The sequence below is a fragment of the Pseudomonas sp. UBA5568 genome (assembly GCF_002425525.1).
Taxonomy (GTDB): domain Bacteria; phylum Pseudomonadota; class Gammaproteobacteria; order Pseudomonadales; family Pseudomonadaceae; genus Aquipseudomonas; species Aquipseudomonas fulva.
Genome location: NZ_DIMK01000016.1, coordinates 28310 through 50446, shown reverse-complemented (window position 1 = coordinate 50446; position 22137 = coordinate 28310). Strand labels below are relative to the sequence as shown.

16 protein-coding genes are annotated in these 22137 nt (G+C 61.4%); 8 read left to right on the top strand and 8 right to left on the bottom strand.

All coding sequences use genetic code 11. The features are described from left to right. Nucleotides 1-711: 711 nt before the first annotated feature. The 8 genes from B2S33_RS05085 (at nt 712) to B2S33_RS05050 (ending at nt 12428) form a co-directional block, all read left to right on the top strand. Nucleotides 712-2094, top strand: a complete 1383-nt coding sequence (locus tag B2S33_RS05085; RefSeq protein ID WP_280078262.1) for a polynucleotide adenylyltransferase PcnB — start codon at nt 712-714, stop codon at nt 2092-2094. Next, nucleotides 2091-2570 (top strand): 2-amino-4-hydroxy-6-hydroxymethyldihydropteridine diphosphokinase, encoded by a 480-nt coding sequence (gene folK, locus B2S33_RS05080; RefSeq protein WP_280078263.1) that lies wholly within the window; start codon nt 2091-2093, stop codon nt 2568-2570. The genes B2S33_RS05085 and folK overlap by 4 nt, the downstream gene beginning before the upstream one ends. A gap of 250 nt (nt 2571-2820) precedes the next feature. After that, nucleotides 2821-3621, top strand: coding sequence for a 3-methyl-2-oxobutanoate hydroxymethyltransferase (panB, locus tag B2S33_RS05075; RefSeq protein ID WP_023533158.1), 801 nt, complete (start codon nt 2821-2823; stop codon nt 3619-3621). Then, entirely contained in the window at nt 3618-4481 is an 864-nt protein-coding gene (gene panC / locus B2S33_RS05070) for a pantoate--beta-alanine ligase (protein WP_027915402.1), read from the top strand. Before panB ends, panC begins: the two co-directional genes overlap by 4 nt. Before the next feature lie 143 nt (nt 4482-4624). Then, a complete protein-coding gene (gene pgi / locus B2S33_RS05065; RefSeq protein ID WP_027915403.1) occupies nt 4625-6289 on the top strand; it encodes a glucose-6-phosphate isomerase in 1665 nt (554 codons plus the stop codon). Nucleotides 6290-6567: 278 nt separating this feature from the next. Next, nucleotides 6568-8502: an acetate--CoA ligase gene (gene acs / locus B2S33_RS05060; protein WP_288649996.1), complete on the top strand. Its 1935-nt coding sequence runs from the start codon at nt 6568-6570 to the stop codon at nt 8500-8502. A 41-nt stretch (nt 8503-8543) separates the two neighbouring features. Next, nucleotides 8544-9413: an oxygenase MpaB family protein gene (locus B2S33_RS05055; RefSeq protein WP_110607464.1), complete on the top strand. Its 870-nt coding sequence runs from the start codon at nt 8544-8546 to the stop codon at nt 9411-9413. Between the two features lie 78 nt (nt 9414-9491). Continuing rightward, nucleotides 9492-12428, top strand: a complete 2937-nt coding sequence (locus B2S33_RS05050; RefSeq protein ID WP_288649993.1) for a DUF748 domain-containing protein — start codon at nt 9492-9494, stop codon at nt 12426-12428. 124 nt (nt 12429-12552) lie between these two features. Here B2S33_RS05050 and B2S33_RS05045 read toward each other — a convergent pair whose 3' ends face one another. The 8 genes from B2S33_RS05045 to rimP all read right to left on the bottom strand — a co-directional run bounded on the left by B2S33_RS05045 (nt 12553) and on the right by rimP (nt 21961). Next, complete coding sequence (locus B2S33_RS05045) at nt 12553-12903, bottom strand: BON domain-containing protein (RefSeq protein ID WP_027915406.1); 351 nt, start codon at nt 12901-12903, stop codon at nt 12553-12555. 293 nt (nt 12904-13196) lie between these two features. Beyond that, on the bottom strand, nt 13197-15302 hold the full coding sequence (gene pnp / locus B2S33_RS05040; protein ID WP_023533183.1) for a polyribonucleotide nucleotidyltransferase: 2106 nt from the start codon (nt 15300-15302) through the stop codon (nt 13197-13199). 249 nt (nt 15303-15551) lie between these two features. Continuing rightward, complete coding sequence (gene rpsO / locus B2S33_RS05035) at nt 15552-15821, bottom strand: 30S ribosomal protein S15 (protein WP_023533188.1); 270 nt, start codon at nt 15819-15821, stop codon at nt 15552-15554. A gap of 150 nt (nt 15822-15971) precedes the next feature. Beyond that, nucleotides 15972-16889 (bottom strand): tRNA pseudouridine(55) synthase TruB, encoded by a 918-nt coding sequence (gene truB / locus B2S33_RS05030; RefSeq protein ID WP_049696582.1) that lies wholly within the window; start codon nt 16887-16889, stop codon nt 15972-15974. 3 nt (nt 16890-16892) lie between these two features. Beyond that, on the bottom strand, nt 16893-17291 hold the full coding sequence (rbfA, locus tag B2S33_RS05025) for a 30S ribosome-binding factor RbfA (protein ID WP_012274243.1): 399 nt from the start codon (nt 17289-17291) through the stop codon (nt 16893-16895). Nucleotides 17292-17405: 114 nt separating this feature from the next. Continuing rightward, nucleotides 17406-19934, bottom strand: a complete 2529-nt coding sequence (gene infB, locus B2S33_RS05020; protein ID WP_027915408.1) for a translation initiation factor IF-2 — start codon at nt 19932-19934, stop codon at nt 17406-17408. A 27-nt stretch (nt 19935-19961) separates the two neighbouring features. Beyond that, nucleotides 19962-21443 (bottom strand): transcription termination factor NusA, encoded by a 1482-nt coding sequence (gene nusA, locus B2S33_RS05015; protein WP_023533184.1) that lies wholly within the window; start codon nt 21441-21443, stop codon nt 19962-19964. 59 nt (nt 21444-21502) lie between these two features. Continuing rightward, nucleotides 21503-21961: a ribosome maturation factor RimP gene (rimP, locus tag B2S33_RS05010; protein ID WP_027915409.1), complete on the bottom strand. Its 459-nt coding sequence runs from the start codon at nt 21959-21961 to the stop codon at nt 21503-21505. Nucleotides 21962-22137: the final 176 nt, after the last annotated feature.

Sequence of the window (22137 nt, the reverse complement as noted above, 5' to 3'; positions counted from 1 at the left end):
ACCCTGCAAAGCCCTTCCTCGTAATAGGGCTCAAACCGATTCCCCGCACCCTCCCCCTCTGCAAAATCTGTTACCTGCCTGCTGGCACGTAACAGTTACCGAGGCAAACGGTAACGAAAAACACGTTGCGCCCCTGGGATGCAACCCTGCAGAAATGACCAAACCCCCGGATTTGCTGGGCCAGCCAAAGTTGGCACGCCTTCTGCTATATGCTTAGTACAAAAACAATAACAAGCACTGCAACCCACAATAAGAACAAGACGAAACGACTCACGCACAATAAGAACAAGACGGCGGAGGCGCAGCTAACTGATTCTTTTGGAGAGGATGCATGTTTGGGGCTTGCCCCACACCCAGGCAGAGAACAACAAAAACTGCACTAAAAAGCAGCACCTGAACTGGATGGATCGACGATCAACGTGACATCAGCGGCCAAAGCAATCCGTTTGCTCTTTACCCCTGGCTTGGGGGTCGTCCACAAGCTTCGCGCTTAGTGGCAGGGCGCTCAACAAAAACAAGAAGCCCGCAAAAAAAACAATAAGAGCACACGCAACGACTTCTTGGGGAGCTTAGGCTCCCCTTGTCGTTTCTGCCTTTGGGCAGGCATTCTGCGACCGCCTACACCATCCCGCGAGTAAATGCTAGAATCCCCGCCCATCATGCGGCCATTCTCATATTCTTGGCCGAACATTCCTTCAAACAGTGCATCCCATGCTGAAGAAGCTGTTCCAGTCGTTCCGCCCGCCCGTACCGGGCCAGCACCACCGGCGTACCACGCCCGAGGTGATCAACAAAAGCCAGCATTCGCTGCAGCGCCACCAGTTCAGCCGCCATGCGGTGAACATCGTGGAGCGCCTGCAGAGCGCCGGTTACCAGGCTTATCTGGTCGGTGGTTGTGTCCGCGACCTGATGCTGGGCATCACGCCGAAAGACTTCGACGTGGCCACCAGCGCCACCCCCGAACAGGTACGCGCCGAGTTCCGTAACGCGCGGATCATCGGCCGCCGCTTCAAGTTGGTTCACGTGCATTTCGGCCGTGAAATCATTGAAGTCGCCACCTTCCGTGCCCCTCACTCCGAGGACGATCAGGGCGACAGCCACCGCTCGTCCCATAATGCCAGCGGGCGAATCTTGCGCGACAACGTATATGGCACCTTGGAAGAAGACGCGCAGCGCCGCGACTTCACCATCAACGCGCTGTATTACGATCCGGTCAGCGAGCGCATCCTCGATTACGCAAACGGCGTGCACGATGTGCGCAATCGCCTGTTGCGCCTGATCGGCGATCCTACCCATCGCTACCAGGAAGACCCAGTACGCATGCTGCGTGCGGTGCGTTTCGCGGCCAAGCTCGACTTCGGTATCGAAAAGCACACCGTACAGCCGATTCGCGACCTGGCGCCGTTGCTACGCGAAATACCGCCGGCGCGGCTGTTCGAAGAGAGCCTGAAGCTGTTCCTTTCGGGCCAGGGCGCCATGGTGTTCGAAATGCTGGTCGACCTGCAGCTGTTCGAACCCCTGTTCCCCGCCAGTGCCCAGGCGCTGGAAGACCGCCCCACTTATACCCACACGCTGATCAGCCAGGCGCTGAGCAACACGGACCTGCGCGTCAAGCAAGGCAAGCCGGTAACGCCTGCCTTCATGTTCGCAGCCCTGTTGTGGCCTGCCCTGCCAGCACGCGTTCTGCACCTGCAGAACCAAGGGGTGCCACCGATTCCGGCCATGAACGGCGCAGCCCATGACCTGATCGCCGAGCAATGCGCGCGCATCGCCATCCCCAAGCGCTTCACGCTGCCGATCCGCGAAATCTGGGACATGCAGGAACGCCTGCCGCGCCGCAGCGGTAAACGCGCCGACATGCTGCTGGACAATCCGCGCTTCCGTGCCGGTTACGATTTCCTGCTGCTGCGCGAAAGCGCTGGCGAAGAAACCGATGACCTTGGCCAGTGGTGGACCGAGTATCAGGAAGCCAATGACAGCGAGCGCCGCGACATGATTCGCGACCTGGGCAGCCGTGATGAAGGCGGTGCGTCCCGCAAACGCAAGCGCAGCAACAGCAAGCGCAAGCGCGGTGGTGAAGAGGCCTTCGAGTGAGCATCCGCGTGTACGTAGGCTTGGGCAGCAATCTGGATGCCCCGGCCGAGCAGTTGCGCAGCGCCCTGGACGCCCTCGATCAGGTCCAGGCAACGCGACTGGTGGCTGCTTCGGCGCTGTATACCAGCGATTCGCTACTGCCGGGTCAGCCCCGCTACACCAATGCGGTCGCCGCGCTCGACAGCGCCTTGGCGCCACTTGACCTGCTCGATGCCTTGCAGGCAATCGAAAACGACCAGGGCCGGGTGCGCAAGGAACGCTGGGGGCCGCGCACCCTCGACCTGGACATCCTGCTGTACGGCGACCAGATGCTGGACCTGCCGCGCCTGCAGGTACCGCACTACCACATGCATGCCAGGCCCTTCGTGCTTTATCCGCTGGCCGAACTGGTACCTGCAGACTTCCGGCTTGCCGATGGCCGCCAATTGTCCCAGCTGCTCGCCGCCTGCCCTTGCATTGGCCTCGAACGCCTGTAACCGGCCGTTCGTTAAGGCAGTAACGCCAGTAACACCCTGATCGTAACAATGCGGTAACAGGGTGATTGACTTCCCTCATTTCGCTCACGACTATAGGCCACCCGCGTAGCACCCCCGTGTTGCGCACCCCTATCGAGGCCCGGACGGACCTGTGCCAGAACATCACGCGCGATGATGTGCCGCCGCGGAAGATGACTACTCAGGTTGCATGCAGTCGTTTCCCCTGGCGCCAGAATGAGGAACTCTCTACATGCCTGAAGTAACCCTTTCCACCCTCAATGGCCTGAAGGCCAAGGGTGAAAAAATCGCCATGCTGACCTGCTATGACGCGACGTTCGCCAAGGCAGCCAGCCAGGCTGGCGTCGACGTCCTGCTGGTGGGCGACTCCTTGGGCATGGTCTTGCAAGGCCATGACAGCACTTTGCCGGTCACCACGGCAGACATGGCCTACCACACCGCCTCGGTCAAGCGCGGCAATCACGGCGCATTGATTCTCGCCGACTTGCCTTTCATGGCCCACGCCACGCCCGAATCGGCCTTTGCCAACAGTGCGGCGCTGATGCAGGCCGGCGCCCACATGGTCAAGATCGAAGGTGCAGCCTGGCTGGCCGAGACCATCCGGCTGCTGGCCGAGCGCGGCGTGCCTGTGTGCGCCCACCTGGGCCTGACACCTCAGACCGTAAACGTGCTCGGCGGCTATAAAGTACAAGGCCGCCTTGAGGCACAAGCCCGGCAGATGCAGGCCGATGCCATCGCCCTTGAAGCCGCGGGCGCCGCGATGCTGTTGCTCGAGTGCGTGCCGAGCGATCTGGCCGCAGCGATCACCCAGGCCGTGCGCATCCCGGTCATCGGCATTGGTGCCGGCAGCGCCACCGATGGTCAGGTACTGGTGCTGCACGACATGCTCGGCCTGTCTCTCAGCGGTCGGGTGCCCAAGTTCGTGAAGAACTTCATGGACGGCCAACCTGACATCGCCAGCGCCCTCGCCGCTTATGTCCAGGCCGTCAAGCAGGTCACCTTCCCCGCCAGTGAACACGGGTTCAGCGCATGAATACAGTCAAGACCGTGCGGGAGCTGCGCGCCGCCGTAGCCCGCGCCCGCAACGAAGGCAAGCGCATCGGCTTCGTGCCGACCATGGGCAACCTGCACAGCGGCCATGCGGCCCTGGTGGTCAAGGCCGCGCAATGCACCGACTTCGTCGTTGCCAGCATCTTCGTCAACCCGCTGCAGTTCGGGGCCAATGAAGACCTGGACAAATACCCTCGCACGTTGGCAGCCGACCAGCAGCTGTTGGTCGAATCGGGCTGCAACCTGCTGTTTGCCCCTGGCGTGGATGAAATGTATCCGGACGGGATGAGCGTGCAGACGCGGGTCAGCGTGCCCACCCTGTCGCAAGGGCTGTGCGGCGCCAGTCGGCCAGGGCACTTCGAAGGCGTGGCCACCGTGGTCAGCAAATTGTTCAACATGGTGCAGCCTGACCTCGCGGTCTTTGGCGAAAAGGACTATCAGCAGCTGGCAGTCATCCGCGCCATGGTGCGCGACCTGAACATGCCGATCCAGGTGATGGGCCTGCCTACGGTGCGCGCCGCAGACGGTTTGGCACTGTCATCGCGCAACGGCTACCTCACCCCAGAGCAGCGGGCAACAGCGCCAGTGCTGTATCGGGTACTCCAGACACTGGCAGCTGCCATCGCCCATGGCCAAAAGGACTTCGCCACGCTGGTGGCCGACGGCCAGGCCCAGTTGAGCACAGCCGGTCTGCGCACCGATTATCTGGAAGTACGGCATGCCCTGACCCTGCGCCCGGCCGTGGTCGATGACCGAGACCTGGTGGTCATCGCGGCGGCTTACCTGGGCAACACCCGCCTGATCGACAACCTGTACGTGCAAGTGCAGGACACGACTGCCTGAACGGCCTGGGGTGCCCAGGCACCTCATCTACTTGAACGCCCCCCATTCCCAGCGCCGGACCTTTGCCTATAATGATGCCAGCCTGAACCCGGCAATGACTGCCGTGTCCAACGCATCACCACGGACCAAGGGACCCCCGCGCAATGGCGTATTACCGTACCCCCCACGATGTCACGGCTCTACCCGCCTGGCAGGCGCTCAAGCAGCACCGCGATGCCATGCAAGGCTTCAGCATGCGTGAAGCCTTCGCCGCCGATCCTCAGCGCTTCGAACAATTCTCCCTGAGCTCCTGTGGCCTGTTCCTGGATTATTCCAAGAACCTGATCACCGAACAGACACGTGACCTGCTGGTAAACCTGGCCGACGAAGTGGGCCTCAAGGACGCCATCACCTCGATGTTCAGCGGCGAGATCATCAACGCCTCCGAAGGCCGGCCGGTGCTGCACACCGCCCTGCGCCGCCCGGTGGGTGACAAGCTCAGCGTCAACGGCGTGAACGTCATGCCGGAAGTGCACAAGGTGCTCAACCAGATCACCGAGCTGGTAGGCCGCATCCATGATGGCCTGTGGCGTGGCTACAGCGAAAAGCCCATCACCGACGTAGTCAACATTGGTATCGGTGGCTCGTTCCTGGGCCCGGAACTGGTATCCGAAGCGCTGATGCCTTACGCCCAGCGCGGTGTACGCTGCCATTACCTGGCGAACATCGACGGTAGCGAGTTCCACGAACTGTCGGCCAGCCTGCGCGCCGAAACCACCCTGTTCATCGTCTCGTCCAAGTCGTTCAACACCCTCGAGACCCTGAAGAACGCAATGGCCGCGCGTACTTGGTACCTGGCCCAGGGCGGCTCGGAAGCCGAGCTGTACCGCCACTTCATCGCCGTTTCCAGCAACAAGGCCGCCGCCGTGGCGTTTGGCATCCGCGAAGAGAACATCTTCCCGATGTGGGACTGGGTCGGTGGGCGCTATTCGCTGTGGTCCGCCATCGGCCTGCCGATTGCGCTTGCCATCGGCACCGCCAACTTCAAGGAACTGCTCTCCGGTGCCTACACCATGGACCAGCATTTCCAGAGCGCGCCGTTCGAGAAGAACATGCCCGTGCTGCTGGCGCTGCTGGGCGTGTGGTACGGCAATTTCTGGGGTGCCAGCAGCCACGCGATCCTGCCGTACGACCACTACCTGCGCAACATCACCAAGCACCTGCAACAGCTGGACATGGAGTCCAACGGCAAGAGCGTGCTGCAGGACGGCACCCCGGTGAAAACCGAGACCGGCCCGGTGATCTGGGGCGGCGTGGGCTGCAACGGCCAGCATGCCTATCACCAATTGCTGCACCAGGGCACACAGCTGATCCCGGCCGACTTCATCGTGCCGGTTGTCAGCTTCAACCCGGTGGCCGACCACCACCAGTGGCTGTACGCCAACTGCCTGTCCCAGAGCCAGGCGCTGATGCTGGGCAAGACGCGCGAGGAAGCCGAGACCGAACTGCGTGCCAAGGGCATGAGCGAAGCCGATGTGCAAAAGCTCGCCCCGCACAAGGTCATTCCGGGCAATCGTCCGAGCAACACCTTGGTGGTCGAGCGTATCAGCCCACGCCGGCTGGGCGCCCTGGTGGCCATGTATGAGCACAAGGTGTTCGTGCAGAGCGTGGTCTGGGGTATCAATGCCTTCGACCAATGGGGCGTGGAATTGGGCAAGGAGCTGGGCAAGGGTGTGTACCAGCGTCTTGTGGGCAGCCAGGAAGAGGTTGCCGAGGACGGTTCTACCCAGGGCCTGATCAATTACTTCCGCGGCCGCCATCGCGGCTGATCCCACCCTCTGCCTGGCAGTGCATCCTGCTTGTCAGGCAGGGCGTGAAAAAAGTGCGCCGTAGCTTCTGCAGTTCGCTTCCGGGCGATTTGCGGGGCTGCCGCGCAGCGCCTATCGCACGTGAGTGAAGCCTGCGCAGCAAGCCACTCTGCAGCTCCGCTGTCCCTGTAGCCCGTGACCGCCCAATCGCCGGACCGGTTGAACACCCCTCCCCCCAAAACTGTCCTACTCAATAGCCGTTGCCGTGCCTCGCCCCTTACAAGAGCAGGACCACCGCCATGTTCGATCTCCGACATTACCCGCACGCCCTCGCCGTCAGTCAGGCGGCAGCCCTTTCCCAGGACGACTATGACCGCCTGTACCGCCAGTCGGTCGAAGACCCGGATACCTTCTGGACCGCTCAAGCGCAACGCCTGACCTGGATGAAGCCATGGTCCCAGGTTCAACGGTCGGACCTGCGCACCGGCCAGGCCCGTTGGTTCGACGGAGGCCAACTGAACGTCAGCTACAACTGCATCGATCGCCACCTGGCCACGCGGGCCGAGCAGACCGCCCTGCTGTGGGAAGGCGACGACCCTAGCGACACCAAGGCCATCAGCTACCGTGAACTGCACCGCCAGGTATGTCGCCTGGCCAATGTATTGAAGTCGCGAGGCGTGGCCAAAGGTGACCGGGTATGCATCTACATGCCGATGATCCCCGAAGCCGCGTTCGCCATGCTCGCGTGCGCGCGCATAGGCGCTGTTCACTCCGTGGTGTTCGGTGGTTTTTCCCCCGACGCGCTGCGTGACCGTATCCTCGATGCCGACTGCCGCACCGTCATCACCGCTGACGAAGGCGTACGCGGCGGCAAGCGCATCGCCCTCAAACAGAATGTCGACAAGGCGCTGGCCAGTTGCCCAGCCGTCAGCACCGTCGTGGTCGTGCGGCGCACTGGGGGTGATGTCGCGTGGGACGACGGTCGTGACCTCTGGTACCACCACGCCATCGAGCAGGTCGACGAGACTTGCCCGCCCGAACCGATGGAGGCAGAGGCGCCGCTGTTCATCCTCTACACATCCGGCAGCACCGGCAAACCCAAAGGCGTGCTGCACACCACGGCGGGGTACTTGCTGCAAGCGGCCATGACATTCGACGTGGTGTTCGACTACCGGCAGGGGGAAGTCTTCTGGTGCACCGCCGACGTCGGCTGGGTCACCGGCCACAGTTACATCGTGTATGGCCCTCTGGCCAATGGCGCCATCTCGCTGATGTTCGAGGGCGTGCCCAACTACCCCGACAGCTCGCGGTTCTGGCAAGTGGTGGACAAGCATCAGGTCAATATCTTCTACACCGCACCCACCGCCCTGCGCGCCCTGATGCGCGAAGGGCTTGCGCCCCTGCAAAGTACCTCCCGTGCGAGCCTGCGCTTGCTGGGCAGCGTGGGTGAACCGATCAACCCGGAAGCCTGGCATTGGTATTTCGATGAGGTCGGACAGCGCCGCTGCCCCATCGTCGACACCTGGTGGCAGACCGAAACCGGCGGCATCATGCTCACGCCACTGCCCGGCACCCAGACCCTCAAGCCTGGCTGCGCCACCCAACCCATGTTCGGCGTGCAGCCGGTGCTGCTTGACGACAAGGGCCAGGTCATCGAGGGTCCAGGGGCTGGGCTGCTGGCGATCAAGGCCAGCTGGCCGGGGCAGATTCGCAGCGTCCATGGCGATCACCAACGCATGGTCGACACCTACTTCAAGCCCATGCCCGGCTACTACTTCACCGGGGATGGCGCCAGGCGCGATGCCGACGGGCATTACTGGATCACTGGGCGCGTGGACGATGTGATCAACGTGTCCGGACATCGCATCGGCACGGCGGAGGTCGAAAGCGCCCTGGTGCTTCACGACAGCGTGGCCGAAGCAGCCGTGGTGGGTTACCCCCACGATCTCAAGGGCCAGGGTGTATACGCCTTCGTGACCACCATGAACGGTGTCAGCCCCGATGAAGACCTCAAGGCCCAGTTACTGGCGCTCGTCGGCAAGGAGATCGGCAGCTTCGCCAAGCCCGAGCTGCTGCAATGGGCTCCGGCTCTGCCCAAGACACGGTCGGGTAAGATCATGCGGCGTATACTGCGCAAGATCGCCTGTAACGAGCTCGACAGCCTAGGCGACACCTCTACCCTGGCCGACCCGAGCGTCGTCCAAGGGTTGATCGACACTCGCCTGAACCGATAACCGGCGGCCGCTACCCAGGCTGCCCAGCCCTGCAGGTCACCATGGAAGCGCTTCGCCGCCGTATCGAACAACAAGCCATGAGCCTCACCGGCCTGGCGTTGGGGCAGCTCGACCTGGAGTCGCCCAAGGGCGACCCTGGCCTGTTCGGGCCCGACAGTGTCAGTTGGCGGGTGCATGGCGACTTCCCCAGCATGCTGGTCGGCGGCATCAGCGCACTGATGCTGCAGTTGCTGCACCCGCTGGCGCTCGCTGGGGTCTGGGACCATTCCAACTTTCGCCATGACTTGATCGGGCGCCTGCGGCGCACCAGCCAGTTCATTTCAGGGACCACGTTCGGTGCGACCGAAGATGCGCACTGGCTGATCGAAAAAGTGCGCCGGATACACCTGCAAGTCGAAGGCACCGCGCCGGATGGCCGCCCCTATGCGGCCAGCGACCCTCACCTGCTGACCTGGGTGCATGTGGCCGAGGTCAGCAGCTTTCTGGCCGCTCACTTGCGTTACCGCAACCCCCGCTTGTCCCTGGCCGACCAAGACGCTTACTACCAGGAAATCGCCCTGATCGCCGAACGCCTGGGCGCCCTGGACGTGCCACGCTCGCGCCGTGAGGTCGAACACTACCTGCATGCGATGCGCCCACAACTGAGCTGCGATGCCCGCAGTCAGGAAGTCATGGGTATTCTGCTCGACGCCCCTGCGCCCAGCCGACTGGCAAAACCGGTGGGCAAGCTGATGCTGAACGCCGGTATCGAGCTGCTGCCACAGTGGGCACAACAGCAGCTTGGCCTCGAACCGGGCCATTGGCAAAAACGGTTGATCCGCCTGGGCGTGCAAGGCACCGCACCGGTATTGCGCTGGGCCATGCGCGACGGGTCTGCGCACCGGGCCAGGCGCCGCATGGGCATCGAATAAGCACTGAGCGCACCTCAGCGGAACTGATTTAACGTGCCATACTCCAAGGCATCCCGGCCCGGACAGACGAAGCGATTCATGTACAAAGGACTGACTCGCGCCATCGGCGCACTGCTGGCGTTGCTCGCCCTGTACAGCCTGCTTGGCTTTTTCATTCTTCCGGGCGTCGCGCTGCGTATCGCCAACCAGCAGCTCGCCCACTACGCCACGGTGCCGGCCCACCTCCAGCGGGCCGAGTTCAACCCCTTCAGCCTTGAGTTGACCTTGTGGGGCTTGCAAATCGGCGAGCCCGGTAAAGAGCAGGTTGGCTTCGAAAAACTGTACGCCAACCTGTCGCTGGACAGCCTATGGACCGGCGCGCTGCACCTTGACGCCCTCGAGTTGGTCAAACCACGCACCGAAGTGCTATTTGCCAAAGATGGCACGCTCAACCTCGCTCGCCTTTTCCAACTGCCTGCCAGCAAAAGCGAGCCCGATACACCCCCAGGCGATCCTTTCCCGCTGCGTATCGGCAGCATCAAGCTTGAGCAGGGTTTCGTGCGTTTCGAAGACCTGCGTCCCAGCGAGCCGATCGAGTTTCTCTACGACAACCTTGGCCTGGAATTGAAGAACCTCAGCACCCTCGCCAATGACAATGCCGACATGACCATGGTGGCCAACGGTCCCAACGGTGGGCGCATCGACTGGCAGGGCACGTTGAGCCTAGCGCCTATCGCGTCCGAAGGCACGCTCAAGGTCACCGACAGCAAGATGAAGCTGTTCTGGCCCTATGTGCGCGATGCGGTGCCCTTGGTGCTGGAAGACGGCAAGCTCAGCCTGAGCACGCATTATCGGCTCAACCTGGCAGATAAGACCGAACTGCGCCTGGAAAAAGCCTCGGTGCGGGTGGCGCCCTTTGCCATCAAGGCTCCGAATGGTCGTCCGTTGGCAAGGCTCGCCAATCTGGAGTTGAGTGATGCCTCCGTCGACCTGGTCAAGCAGCAGGTCACGATCGGCAAGGTACGCAGTGAAAAACTGGAAACCTGGGCAGCGCTGGAGAAGGACGGTCAGCTCGATTGGCAGGTGCTGTTTGCCGGCGAGCCTGGCAAGCCAACACCAGCTGAAAAGGCCGAGCCGCCCACTGCAGGGGCTTCAGCTGCACCGCAGACGCCAGCGGCCCCAAGCAAGCCCTGGCAGGTGTTGCTTAATGATGTCCAGCTCAGGAACTACCGTGTTCACCTGGCAGACCGCACGCAAAAAGAACCGGTCACCCTGGACGTAGGCCCCTTGAACGCTGACTTGAAGGGCTTCGACAGCCTCAACCAGAAGCCCTTCACGGTCAAGTTCGACACCGGCATCGGCAAGCAAGGCACCCTGCAGGGCCAGGGCCAGGTCAACCTGGCGCCGGTGTGGGCCAAGCTGGATGTCGGCACCCGGGACATCGACCTGCGGTTAGCCCAAGCCTACATCAGCCCCTTCATTCTGTTGGAGCTGCGCAGCGGTATGCTCGACAGCGACCTGAAGGTGGACCTGAAAAGTACCTCGCCGTTGGCCTTGACGGTAAGCGGCAAAGCGCAGGTGAATCAGTTGCACACCCTCGACACCATCAAGAGCCGGGACTTCGTCAAATGGCAGCAGGTCAACCTCGATGGCCTGACGTATGTGCATGGCGATGCCCTGTCGATCGCCAAGGTGACACTGCAACAGCCTTATGCACGCTTCATCATCAACGAAGACCGTACTACCAACATCAATGACCTGTTGATCCCACAGTCAAACGATGCGCCTGCCAAGGCCCAGCCCCAGCCTGCAAGCGCCACCGAGGAAAAGCCGCTCGGTATCCACATTGGCCAGATCGTGATCAAGGACGGTTCGGCCAACTTCGCCGACCTGTCGCTCACGCCCAATTTCGCCACGGCCGTGCAACAGCTCAACGGCCAGGTGGGGACCATCGATAACCGCAAGCCCCTCCCTGCCCCGGTGGATGTGCAAGGCAAGGTTGACCGGTACGCACCCGTCACCATCAAAGGTGGCCTCAACCCATTCGACCCACTCGCGAGCCTGGACATCGCCGCCGTGTTCAAACGCGTCGAACTGACCACCCTGACGCCCTACTCGGGCAAGTTTGCCGGCTACCGCATCCGCAAAGGCCGGCTGAACCTGGACCTGCACTACCTGATCACCAAGGGCCAACTCAAAGCCGAGAACAAGGTGGTCGTTGAGCAGTTGCAACTTGGGGAGAAAGTGGACAGCCCGGACGCGGTCGATCTGCCGATTCGCCTCGCAGTGGCGCTGCTCAAAGACACTCACGGCAAGATTTCCATCGAGTTGCCCGTTGCGGGCGATCTGAACAACCCGCAGTTCAGCGTGATGCCGATCGTGTGGCAAACCTTGCGCAACCTGGTGCTGCGCGCCGCGCAGGCACCGTTCAAGCTCATCGGTGGCCTTGTTGCCGGAGGCGGCGCCGAAGACTTGGGCACTGTGGCCTTTGCACCCGGGTCCAGCGAGCTGGCAGGCGATGCCCAAGCATCCTTGGATAAACTTGCCGAAGGGCTGAGAAAGCGGCCGGAACTGCGCCTGGAAATCGAAGGCACCAGCGCTCAGGCAAGCGACGGCCCCATTCTTGCCCAACAGCGTCTGGAGCGGGAATATCAGGCCTCCTGGTACAAGATTCTGCAGCGGCGCGGTGACAAGGTACCGGCCAGTGCGTCCCTGATGGTGGTCGACGAGGCCGACAAGCCAGCGATGCTCGAAGGCATTTACCGCAGCCGCCTCAAGCAGCAACCGCCTGCCGAATGGGAGCAGCTTGACCGCGACGCGCGCACTGCCAACCTTCGCAACGCCGTGCTCAAGTTCTGGGCCGAAAGCACGGCTCTGTTACGCACTCTGGGGCAGGAGCGGGCCAGCAGTATCAAGGATTACCTGGTGGACAAAGCCAAGCTTGAAGACGATAGGGTGTACTTCATCGACACCCACCTGGGGCAGCCCGAAAAAGATGGCCGCGTTGTCACGCCAATGCACCTGGATGCCGACTGATCGTGACTCCTAAGGCTTGATGCCAAACCTATGCGGCTCAATGAAAGCTTCCACGAAAAAGCCCCGGCACAGGCCGGGGCTTTTGTTGTAGCTGGCCAAATCCATTTGGCCGACAGGGCGATCCTTATTCAGCTTTCAGGCCGTCAGCCATTACGCTCTTGACGCCTTTGATGTTCTTGGCAACGCGCACGGCCACTTCTTTTTGCGACTCGGTCACTTTGACGTCCGAGGACAGAGAGACTACGCCGTGGCTGGTTTCTACTTTGATGTCGCTGCCTGGTACGCCTTTCTCGGTCAGCAGGTCCGCTTTGACCTTGGTGGTGATCCAGGTGTCAGAGCCTTCTTGCTTAGCGTCATCCATAGTGTTGGCAGCCAGCATTACCGGAGCCTGGGTGGCCTGGGCTGCGAAAGCGGCGTTGGCCATGGTCAGGGTCAGAGCGGTAGCAGTAGCGGCAGCAATGGCGAACTTCTTCATGTGAGTCACTCCTGTTTTTCGAAAGGTCTGCGCCATGTGTCTGGCGGCAGGTAAACAGGTAGTTGCATGGCTTGTGCCAGGTTTTACGCTTCGCTTGATTCCTTTTAAATCAATGAGTTACGTATCATTGCATCTTTCAAGGCTCGTGCATTCTGCAACCTGCGCGATAAACCTGCATGCAAGATGCAAGTCCGCTAAAAGTTCCGTGTATGTTTTTGTATTTACACGGGCACAGCCCAGTATAGATCCAAAAAAAGGGCTCCCGCGGGAGCCCTTTGTGAAGCGCTAGGCGATCAGACGCCAGAAGCCTTCGCAGCCGCGACGTCCTTGATGGACAGCTTGATACGGCCGCGGTTATCCACGTCCAGTACCAGCACTTCGACTTCCTGACCTTCCTTGAGGATGTCGGTGACTTTCTCGACGCGCGCATCGCTCAGCATGGAGATGTGCACCAGGCCATCCTTGCCAGGCAGGATGTTGACGAAGGCGCCGAAGTCGACAATACGCTCGACCTTGCCCACGTAGATCTTGCCAATCTCGGCCTCGGCAGTGATGCCCAGGATGCGCTGCTTGGCAGCGTCTGCCGCTTCCTTGGTTTCGCCGAAGATCTTGATCGAGCCGTCGTCTTCGATATCGATCGAAGCCTTGGTCTCTTCGCAGATGGCGCGAATGGTGGCGCCGCCCTTGCCGATCACGTCGCGGATCTTGTCCGAGTCGATTTTCATGGCGATCATGGTCGGCGCGTTGGCCGACAGCTCGGTACGCGACTGGGCAATGATCTGGTTCATCTGGCCGAGGATGTTCAGGCGCGCTTCCAGGGCCTGGCCCAGGGCGATTTCCATGATCTCTTCGGTGATGCCGTTGATCTTGATGTCCATCTGCAGGGCGGTGACGCCCTTGGCGGTACCGGCTACCTTGAAGTCCATGTCGCCGAGGTGGTCTTCGTCACCCAGGATGTCGGTCAGAACGGCAAACTTCTCGCCTTCCTTGACCAGACCCATAGCGATACCGGCAACCGGTGCTTTCATCGGTACACCGGCATCCATCAGGGCCAGCGAGGCACCGCAGACCGAAGCCATGGAGCTGGAACCGTTGGACTCGGTGATTTCCGAGACGACACGGATGGTGTACGGGAACTCGCTGTCGCTTGGCAGCATCGCCTGCACGCCGCGACGCGCCAGACGACCGTGGCCGATTTCACGACGGCCAGCGCCGCCCATGCGACCACACTCACCGACCGAGAACGGTGGGAAGTTGTAGTGCAGCATGAAGGGGTCTTTCTTTTCGCCTTCCAGGGTGTCCAGCAACTGTGCGTCACGGGCAGTACCGAGGGTGGCAACGACCAGCGCCTGGGTTTCGCCACGGGTGAACAGTGCCGAGCCGTGGGTTTTGGGCAGAACACCGACTTCGATGTTCAGCGGGCGCACGGTGCGGGTGTCACGGCCGTCGATGCGCGGCTTGCCGTTCACGATGTTCTCGCGCACGGTGCGGTATTCCAGCTCGCCGAAGATTTCCTTGATCTGGCCAGCGGTCGGGCCGGCTTCTTCGTTGCTCAGGCGGGCGATGGCTTCATCGCGCAGCTGGCCCAGGCGGGTGTAGCGGTCCGCTTTCTGGGTGATGGTGTAGGCCTGCGAAACCTGCTCGCCGAACTCGGCGCGTACCAGGTTCATCAGCTCGGTGTTGGCGGCGGCGGGCTGCCAGTCCCACGTTGGCTTGCCGGCTTCGGCAGCCAGTTCCTTGACGGCCTGGATGACGGCCTGGAACTCATCGTGGGCGAACAGCACGGCGCCCAGCATCTGGTCTTCGGTGAGCTCTTTGGCTTCCGATTCAACCATCAGCACGGCGGTTTCGGTACCGGCGACGACCATGTCCAGGCTAGAAGCCGCCAGTTGCTCGTACGTTGGGTTCAGCAGGTAGCCGGTGCTTTCGTGGAAGGCAACGCGTGCCGCGCCAATCGGGCCTTCGAATGGAATGCCGGAGATGGCCAGGGCCGCCGAGGTACCGATCATCGCGGCGACATCGGGGTCGGTCTTCTTGCTGGTGGAAACCACGGTGCAGACGACCTGCACTTCGTTCATGAACCCTTCAGGGAACAGCGGACGGATCGGACGGTCGATCAGGCGCGAGGTCAGGGTTTCTTTCTCGGAAGGACGGCCTTCACGCTTGAAGAAACCACCGGGGATCTTGCCGGCAGCGTAGGTTTTTTCCTGGTAGTGAACCGACAACGGGAAGAAGCCCTTGCCTGGATCAGCTTGCTTGGCACCGACCACGGTCACCAGCACGGTGACGTCGTTGTCGACGGTGACCAGCACGGCGCCGGTTGCCTGACGGGCAATGCGGCCCGTTTCGAGAGTAACGGTCGATTGACCGAACTGGAATGTCTTGATTACCGGGTTCACGGTTTCCTACCTTCTTCAGTGGCTCTTGGGGGAACTGTTTTCTTGCGAATGCTTGGGCAGTGCAGGGAGTCGGCCCTGTCTACCGTCCAGATACAACTCGAGGCCGGGAGCTTGGAACCGAACGAAAAAACCGCTCGAGTTACCAGGCTGCCAGCCTCGAAGTCATGCGTGGCGTGCCCCACGACAAGGCTGTGAAACAGCCCTGTCGAAGCCAGCGGCACGCCATGCACACCACCAACCAGGCCGCTATTAGCGACGCAGGCCCAGGCGAGCGATCAGCGCGCTGTAACGGGTGGTGTCTTTGCCCTTCAGGTAGTCCAGCAGCTTACGACGCTGGTTGACCATGCGAATCAGACCACGACGGGAGTGGTGGTCTTTGTCGTTGGCCTTGAAGTGGCCTTGCAGCTTGTTGATGTTGGCGGTCAGCAGAGCAACCTGTACTTCCGGGCTACCGGTGTCGCCGGCGGCTTGCTGGTGTTCGGCAACGATCTTAGCTTTTTCTTCAACGCTGAGGGCCATGAGGCTTCTCCTGATTAAACGGACCCCGCGAACGGGTTCCAATAGGCCAGGGACTTATCCCTGTATCAATAGAAAGAGGTGTGACCGTGCCTACTGACAGCCACCCTCTGCTCCACGGACCTCGGCACCTGCCTGGGCCCATGGTTTCGGTCATTCCGACCGAATCAGTCGACGTGGCGCGATCCGCCCGTCTTCGCTCACCTCACCGATACCGATGAAGCGGGCATTGTGATCCTGTACACGAACCATGCCGAATTGCGGCGCGTCCGGTGCACGCACTGCCTGCCCATGCAGCCAGTAGAACGCGCTGTGCTCGGACAGGCTCACCATCGGCCAATCCTGCAGTCCGCTGTCTGACGGCATGAGGAAACGATCGAGCGCTTCGTTGCCGCCTTCGGCGTGGGCCTGCTCGAGTGCCTCGAGGGTGACGGTCTGTGCCAGCGCGAAAGGCCCGGCCTGCGTCCTGCGCAGCTCTGCGACATACGCACCGCAGCCCAGCACTTCACCGATATCCTCCACCAGGGTACGAATATAGGTGCCTTTGCTGCAGCCAACGCTCAAGCGTGCACGGGTGCCTTCGCACTCGAGCAGTTCAAGACGGCTAATAGTAACAGAACGCGCCTCGCGCTCCACTACCTCTCCTGCACGCGCCAGCTTGTACAACGGCTGACCGTCACGCTTGAGAGCCGAGTACATGGGCGGTATCTGGCTGATCGGGCCACGAAAACCGGGCAATGCGGCTTCCAGTTCGGCGCGACCAACGGTCACCTCGCGGGTGCGCAGCACCTCGCCCTCGGCATCGCCGGTGTTGGTCGTCTGGCCCAGTTGCATGACCGTCTCGTAACCCTTGTCGGAGTCGAGCAGGTATTGCGAAAACTTGGTGGCCTCGCCGAAGCACAGCGGCAAGACGCCAGTGGCCAGCGGGTCGAGGCTACCGGTGTGACCGGCCTTCTCTGCATTGAGCAACCAGCGCACCTTTTGCAAGGCAGCGTTGGAGGTGAAGCCCAAGGGCTTGTCCAGCAGGATGATGCCGCTGACATTGCGGCGAATGCGTTTGACCTGGGCCACCGATTACTCCTTGGTGCCAGACTCGTCGGCATCCTTGTGCAGGCGGTCTTCGGCCACTGCACGCTCGATCAATGCCGACAGGTGCACGCCACGGCTGACGCTTTCGTCGAAGTGGAAATGCAGTTGCGGCACGCTGCGCAGCTGCATGGAGCGACCCAGGTGCAGGCGCAGGAAGCTGGCGGCGCTGTTCAGGGCCTTGAGCGACTGCTGCACGGCATCGGGGGTTTCTTCACCCATCACGGTGATGAACACCTTGGCATGGCCCAGGTCGCGGCTCACATCCACGGCAGTGATGGTGACCAGACCGACACGCGGATCCTTGACTTCACGACGGATCAGCTCAGCCAGCTCGCGCTGCATCTGATCGCCAATGCGTTGGGTACGGCTATATTCTTTGGCCATTCTTGTTACCTGTAACGTAAAGCGGCAAACGCCCGGTCAGAACGATGCCTGACCGGGCGCTGCCTGAAGAGGTGCTGCAAAGCGCCCGCCAAGGCGCTTGCAACCTGCTCACCCTTAGAGGGTACGAGCCACCTGGACTTTCTCGAACACTTCGATCTTGTCGCCGACCTTGACGTCGTTGTAGCTCTTCACGCCGATACCACACTCCATGCCGTTACGCACTTCGGCGGCATCGTCCTTGAAGCGGCGCAGCGATTCCAGCTCGCCCTCGAAGATGACCACGTCGTCGCGCAGTACGCGGATCGGACGGTTACGGTAGACGGTACCTTCGATGACCATACAGCCAGCGATGGCGCCGAACTTCGGCGAACGGAACACGTCACGCACTTCGGCGACGCCCAGGATGTTCTCGCGAACATCGCTGCCGAGCATGCCGGTCAGGGCTTTCTTGACGTCTTCGATGATGTCGTAGATCACGTTGTAGTAACGCATATCCAGACCTTCCTGCTCGACGATCTTGCGCGCACCGGCATCGGCACGCACGTTGAAGCCGAACAGTACTGCGTTCGAAGCCAGCGCCAGGTTGGCATCGCTCTCGGTGATACCACCTACGCCGCCACCAATGACACGGACCTGCACTTCGTCGTTGCCCAGGCCGCCGAGCGAACCCTGCAGCGCTTCGAGAGAACCGCGCACATCGGTCTTGAGAACGATGTTGAGCGTTTTCTTCTCTTCCTGACCCATGGTCTCGAAGATATTTTCCAGCTTGCCTGCGTGAGCACGGGCCAGCTTGACCTCGCGATACTTGCCTTGACGGAACATGGCAACTTCGCGGGCTTTCTTCTCGTCAGCCACTACCGACAGCTCGTCGCCGGCTTCCGGTGTGCCGTCCAGGCCAAGGATTTCGACCGGGATGGACGGGCCAGCTTCCTTCACAGGCTTGCCGTTCTCGTCCAGCATGGCGCGAACGCGGCCATAGTTGGAGCCGCACAGCACCATGTCGCCCTGACGCAGCGTACCGTCCTGAACCAGGATGGTAGCGACTGGGCCGCGGCCCTTGTCCAGACGCGATTCGACGACCACACCGCGCCCTGGGGCGGTCGGCGTAGCGGTCAACTCGAGGATCTCGGCCTGCAGCAGCACCGCTTCGAGCAGCTCGTCCACGCCGGTACCCATCTTGGCCGAAACCTTGACGAATGGCGTGTCACCACCCCAGTCCTCGGAGGTCACGCCTTCGACGGACAGCTCGTTACGGATGCGATCAAGGTCAGCACCAGGCTTGTCGATCTTGTTGACCGCAACCACCAGCGGTACGCCAGCTGCCTTGGCATGCTGAACGGCTTCGCGGGTTTGTGGCATCACGCCGTCGTCCGCCGCCACCACCAGGATGACGATGTCGGTCGCCTTGGCACCACGGGCACGCATCTGGGTAAACGCAGCGTGGCCAGGGGTGTCGAGGAAGGTGACCATGCCGCGGTCGGTTTCCACGTGGTAGGCACCGATGTGCTGGGTGATACCACCGGCTTCGCCAGCAGCAACCTTGGCACGACGGATGTAGTCGAGCAGCGAGGTCTTGCCATGGTCGACGTGACCCATGACAGTGACGACCGGCGCACGGGACTCGGTCTGGCCTTCGAACTTCAGGGATTCGGCCAGGGAGTCTTCCAGGGCGGAATCGCTGATCAGCGTGACCTTGTGGCCCAGCTCTTCGGCGATCAGCTGAGCGGTTTCCTGATCGAGCACCTGGTTGATGGTCACCGGGGTGCCCATCTTGAACATGAACTTGACCACTTCAGCGCCCTTGACGGACATCTGGTTGGCAAGCTCGGAGACGGTGATGGTCTCGCCGATGGTCACGTCACGAATGACCGGACCGGTCGGGTTCTGGAAGCCGTGCTGGTTACGCTTCTTCAGCTTGCTCTTGCCACCACGACCACGACGAGCGCCATCGCTCTCTTCGTCGGTGGTACGCGGCGCGGCACGAGGCGTCGGAGCCTTTTCCTTTTCCTTGACCTTGACCTTGATCGACACACGTGGCGCCTCGCCACGACGACGGTCGTCATCACGGGTGCGGCTTTCGTTGCGACGGGTCTCGTCTTTCTTGCGCTCGGCCGCACGGGCGGCAGCGTCTTCCGACGTCGGCGCATTGGCTACGACCGGCGCAGCGGCAGGGGCAGAAGCCTGTTCTGCCTTGGCCGCCGGAGCCGGAGCGGAAGCGGCGGCATCAGCAGCCTGGCGACGCGCCTGCTCTTCGTTGCGCTGACGCACTTCAGCGTCAACCTTGTCGCGGGCAGCGTTTTCAGCTGCACGGCGTTCTTCGAGCTCACGCTTCTGCTCAGCCTGGATTTCTTCCGGGCTGCGCTGCACGAATACTTTCTTCTTGCGTACTTCTACGCTGATACTCTTGCTACCGGCGACACGCAGGGTGCTGGTGGTTTTGCGCTGCAAGGTAATCTTGCGCGGTTCTTCCGCCTTGCTCTTGTGGCTGCTCTTCAAATGAGTCAGCAAGGTCTGCTTCTCATTGTCGGTCACTACCTGACCGGCGTCGGTGTGCGGCAGACCTGCCTCACGCATCTGCTGCAGCAGGCGCTCTACCGGTGCCTCGACCTCTTGGGCCAGTTCTTTCACCGTGACTTGCGTCATGCACTTCTCTCCTCAGGCCGCGCCTAATTACTCGAACCAGTGGGCTCGGGCGGCCATGATCAACTTGCCGGCACGCTCTTCGTCGATGCCGTCGATGTCGAGCAGGTCGTCGATCGACTGCTCGGCCAGGTCTTCGCGGTTAACCACGCCGCGCACCGCCAGTTCCGCCGCCAGGTCCTTGTCCATGCCCTCAAGGGAGAGCAGGTCTTCGGCCGGATGGGCGTCTGCCAGTTTTTCTTCGGTAGCGATGGCCTTGGTCAACAAACGGTCCTTGGCTCGAGCGCGGAGCTCATTGACGATATCTTCGTCAAAGCCATCGATGTTGAGCATTTCTTCCAACGGTACGTAGGCAATTTCTTCAAGGCTGGTGAAGCCTTCGTCGACCAGCACTTGGGCCAGCTCCTCGTCGACTTCCAGTTCATCGATGAAATTGCGCAGGATGTCGCCAGTTTCGGCTTGCTGCTTGGCCTGGATGTCCTTCTCGGTCATCACGTTCAGGGTCCAGCCAGTCAACTGACTGGCCAGGCGAACGTTCTGACCGCCACGGCCAATGGCTTGAGCCAGGTTGTCTTCGGCGACGGCGATGTCCATGGCATGGGCATCTTCATCAACGATGATCGCCGCGACTTCAGCCGGCGACATGGCGTTGATGACGAACTGCGCCGGGTTATCGTCCCAGAGAACGATATCCACACGCTCACCACCCAACTCTCCGGATACGGCCTGGACGCGCGACCCACGCATGCCGATGCAGGCGCCTTGCGGGTCGATGCGCTTGTCCTTGGAGCGGACGGCGATCTTGGCTCGCGAACCCGGATCACGGGAAGCGGCCATGACTTCGATGAGGCCTTCAGCGATTTCCGGCACTTCGATGCGGAAAAGCTCGATCAGCATCTGCGGCGCGGTGCGCGACAGGATCAGCTGAGGACCACGGTTTTCGGTGCGAATTTCCTTGAGCAGTGCACGCAGGCGCACACCCACACGGAAAGTTTCGCGTGCAATGATGTCTTCGCGGGCCAGCAACGCCTCGGCATTGTTGCCCAGGTCGACGATGACGTTGTCGCGGGTGACCTTCTTGACGGTACCGGAGATGATTTCGCCCACACGCTCACGGTAGGCATCGACCACCTGCGCACGCTCGGCCTCACGGACCTTCTGCACGATGACCTGCTTGGCGGTCTGCGCGGCGATGCGGCCGAACTCGATGGATTCGATCTTTTCTTCGATCACGTCGCCAATCTTGGCTTCGGGATGCGTGTCCTTGATCTTGTCCAGCCAGGTTTCGATGGCCGGATCATCGAGGTCGGCTTCATCGACCACGGTCCAACGACGGAAAGTCTCGTAGCTACCGGTGTGGCGGTTGATCTCCACACGCAGGTCGACTTCGTCTTCAAAACGTTTTTTGGTTGCGGTGGCCAGGGCCACCTCCAGCGCTTCGAAAATGACGCCGGGCGGTACACCTTTTTCGTTGGATACCGATTCAACAACCAGCAGTACTTCTTTGCTCATCGTACGCCTCGCCTTGCGCAAGCCATTGGGCCCGGATAATCCGTCGGGCCCGGCACGTCTCAGTCAAAACTGGGAATAATATTGGCCTTGTCGATCGAATCGATCGGCAGTAGGAACTCCTGGTCGTCCACCTGGACCACCACATCCTGCTCCTCCACACCGCGGAGAAGGCCCTGGAAGTTACGACGACCCTCGAAGGGTGAGCGCAGCTTGATCTTCACTTGTTCGCCGGCATGCGAGGCAAACTGTTCCAGTGTGAACAGTGGGCGATCCATGCCTGGAGAAGACACCTCGAGGGTGTACTCGCTGCTGATCGGATCCTCGACATCCAGGATGGCGCTGGCTTGACGGCTGACAGCTTCGCAGTCCTCCACCAGAATGCCGCCTTCCTTGTCGATGTAGATACGCAATACCGAATGCTTGCCCTGGGAAACGAATTCGATCCCCCAGCATTGATAGCCCAGACCCTCGACAACCGGGGCCAACAAGGCCTGCAACTGTTCTAGCTTGCTCGACACCTGAACCCCCTCGTGCATGCTGTGCAAATAAAAAATGGGCGAAGCGCCCATCCCTGAAAGCGCCGTTGGACAACGACGCCTGAACTGTTCGGTTAGCAAAAAGCCCCTGAAAAGGGGCTTCGCTGAAGCTGGTTGCGGGGGCTGGATTTGAACCAACGACCTTCGGGTTATGAGCC

Coding starts and splice junctions, on each gene's coding strand:
- B2S33_RS05085 (WP_280078262.1), top strand. CDS start 712: ATGCTGAAGAAGCTGTTCCAGTCGTTCCGCCCGCCCGTACCGGGCCAG.
- panB (WP_023533158.1), top strand. CDS start 2,821: ATGCCTGAAGTAACCCTTTCCACCCTCAATGGCCTGAAGGCCAAGGGT.
- panC (WP_027915402.1), top strand. CDS start 3,618: ATGAATACAGTCAAGACCGTGCGGGAGCTGCGCGCCGCCGTAGCCCGC.
- pgi (WP_027915403.1), top strand. CDS start 4,625: ATGGCGTATTACCGTACCCCCCACGATGTCACGGCTCTACCCGCCTGG.
- acs (WP_288649996.1), top strand. CDS start 6,568: ATGTTCGATCTCCGACATTACCCGCACGCCCTCGCCGTCAGTCAGGCG.
- B2S33_RS05055 (WP_110607464.1), top strand. CDS start 8,544: ATGGAAGCGCTTCGCCGCCGTATCGAACAACAAGCCATGAGCCTCACC.
- B2S33_RS05050 (WP_288649993.1), top strand. CDS start 9,492: ATGTACAAAGGACTGACTCGCGCCATCGGCGCACTGCTGGCGTTGCTC.
- B2S33_RS05045 (WP_027915406.1), bottom strand. CDS start 12,903: ATGAAGAAGTTCGCCATTGCTGCCGCTACTGCTACCGCTCTGACCCTG.
- rpsO (WP_023533188.1), bottom strand. CDS start 15,821: ATGGCCCTCAGCGTTGAAGAAAAAGCTAAGATCGTTGCCGAACACCAG.
- rbfA (WP_012274243.1), bottom strand. CDS start 17,291: ATGGCCAAAGAATATAGCCGTACCCAACGCATTGGCGATCAGATGCAG.
- infB (WP_027915408.1), bottom strand. CDS start 19,934: ATGACGCAAGTCACGGTGAAAGAACTGGCCCAAGAGGTCGAGGCACCG.
- nusA (WP_023533184.1), bottom strand. CDS start 21,443: ATGAGCAAAGAAGTACTGCTGGTTGTTGAATCGGTATCCAACGAAAAA.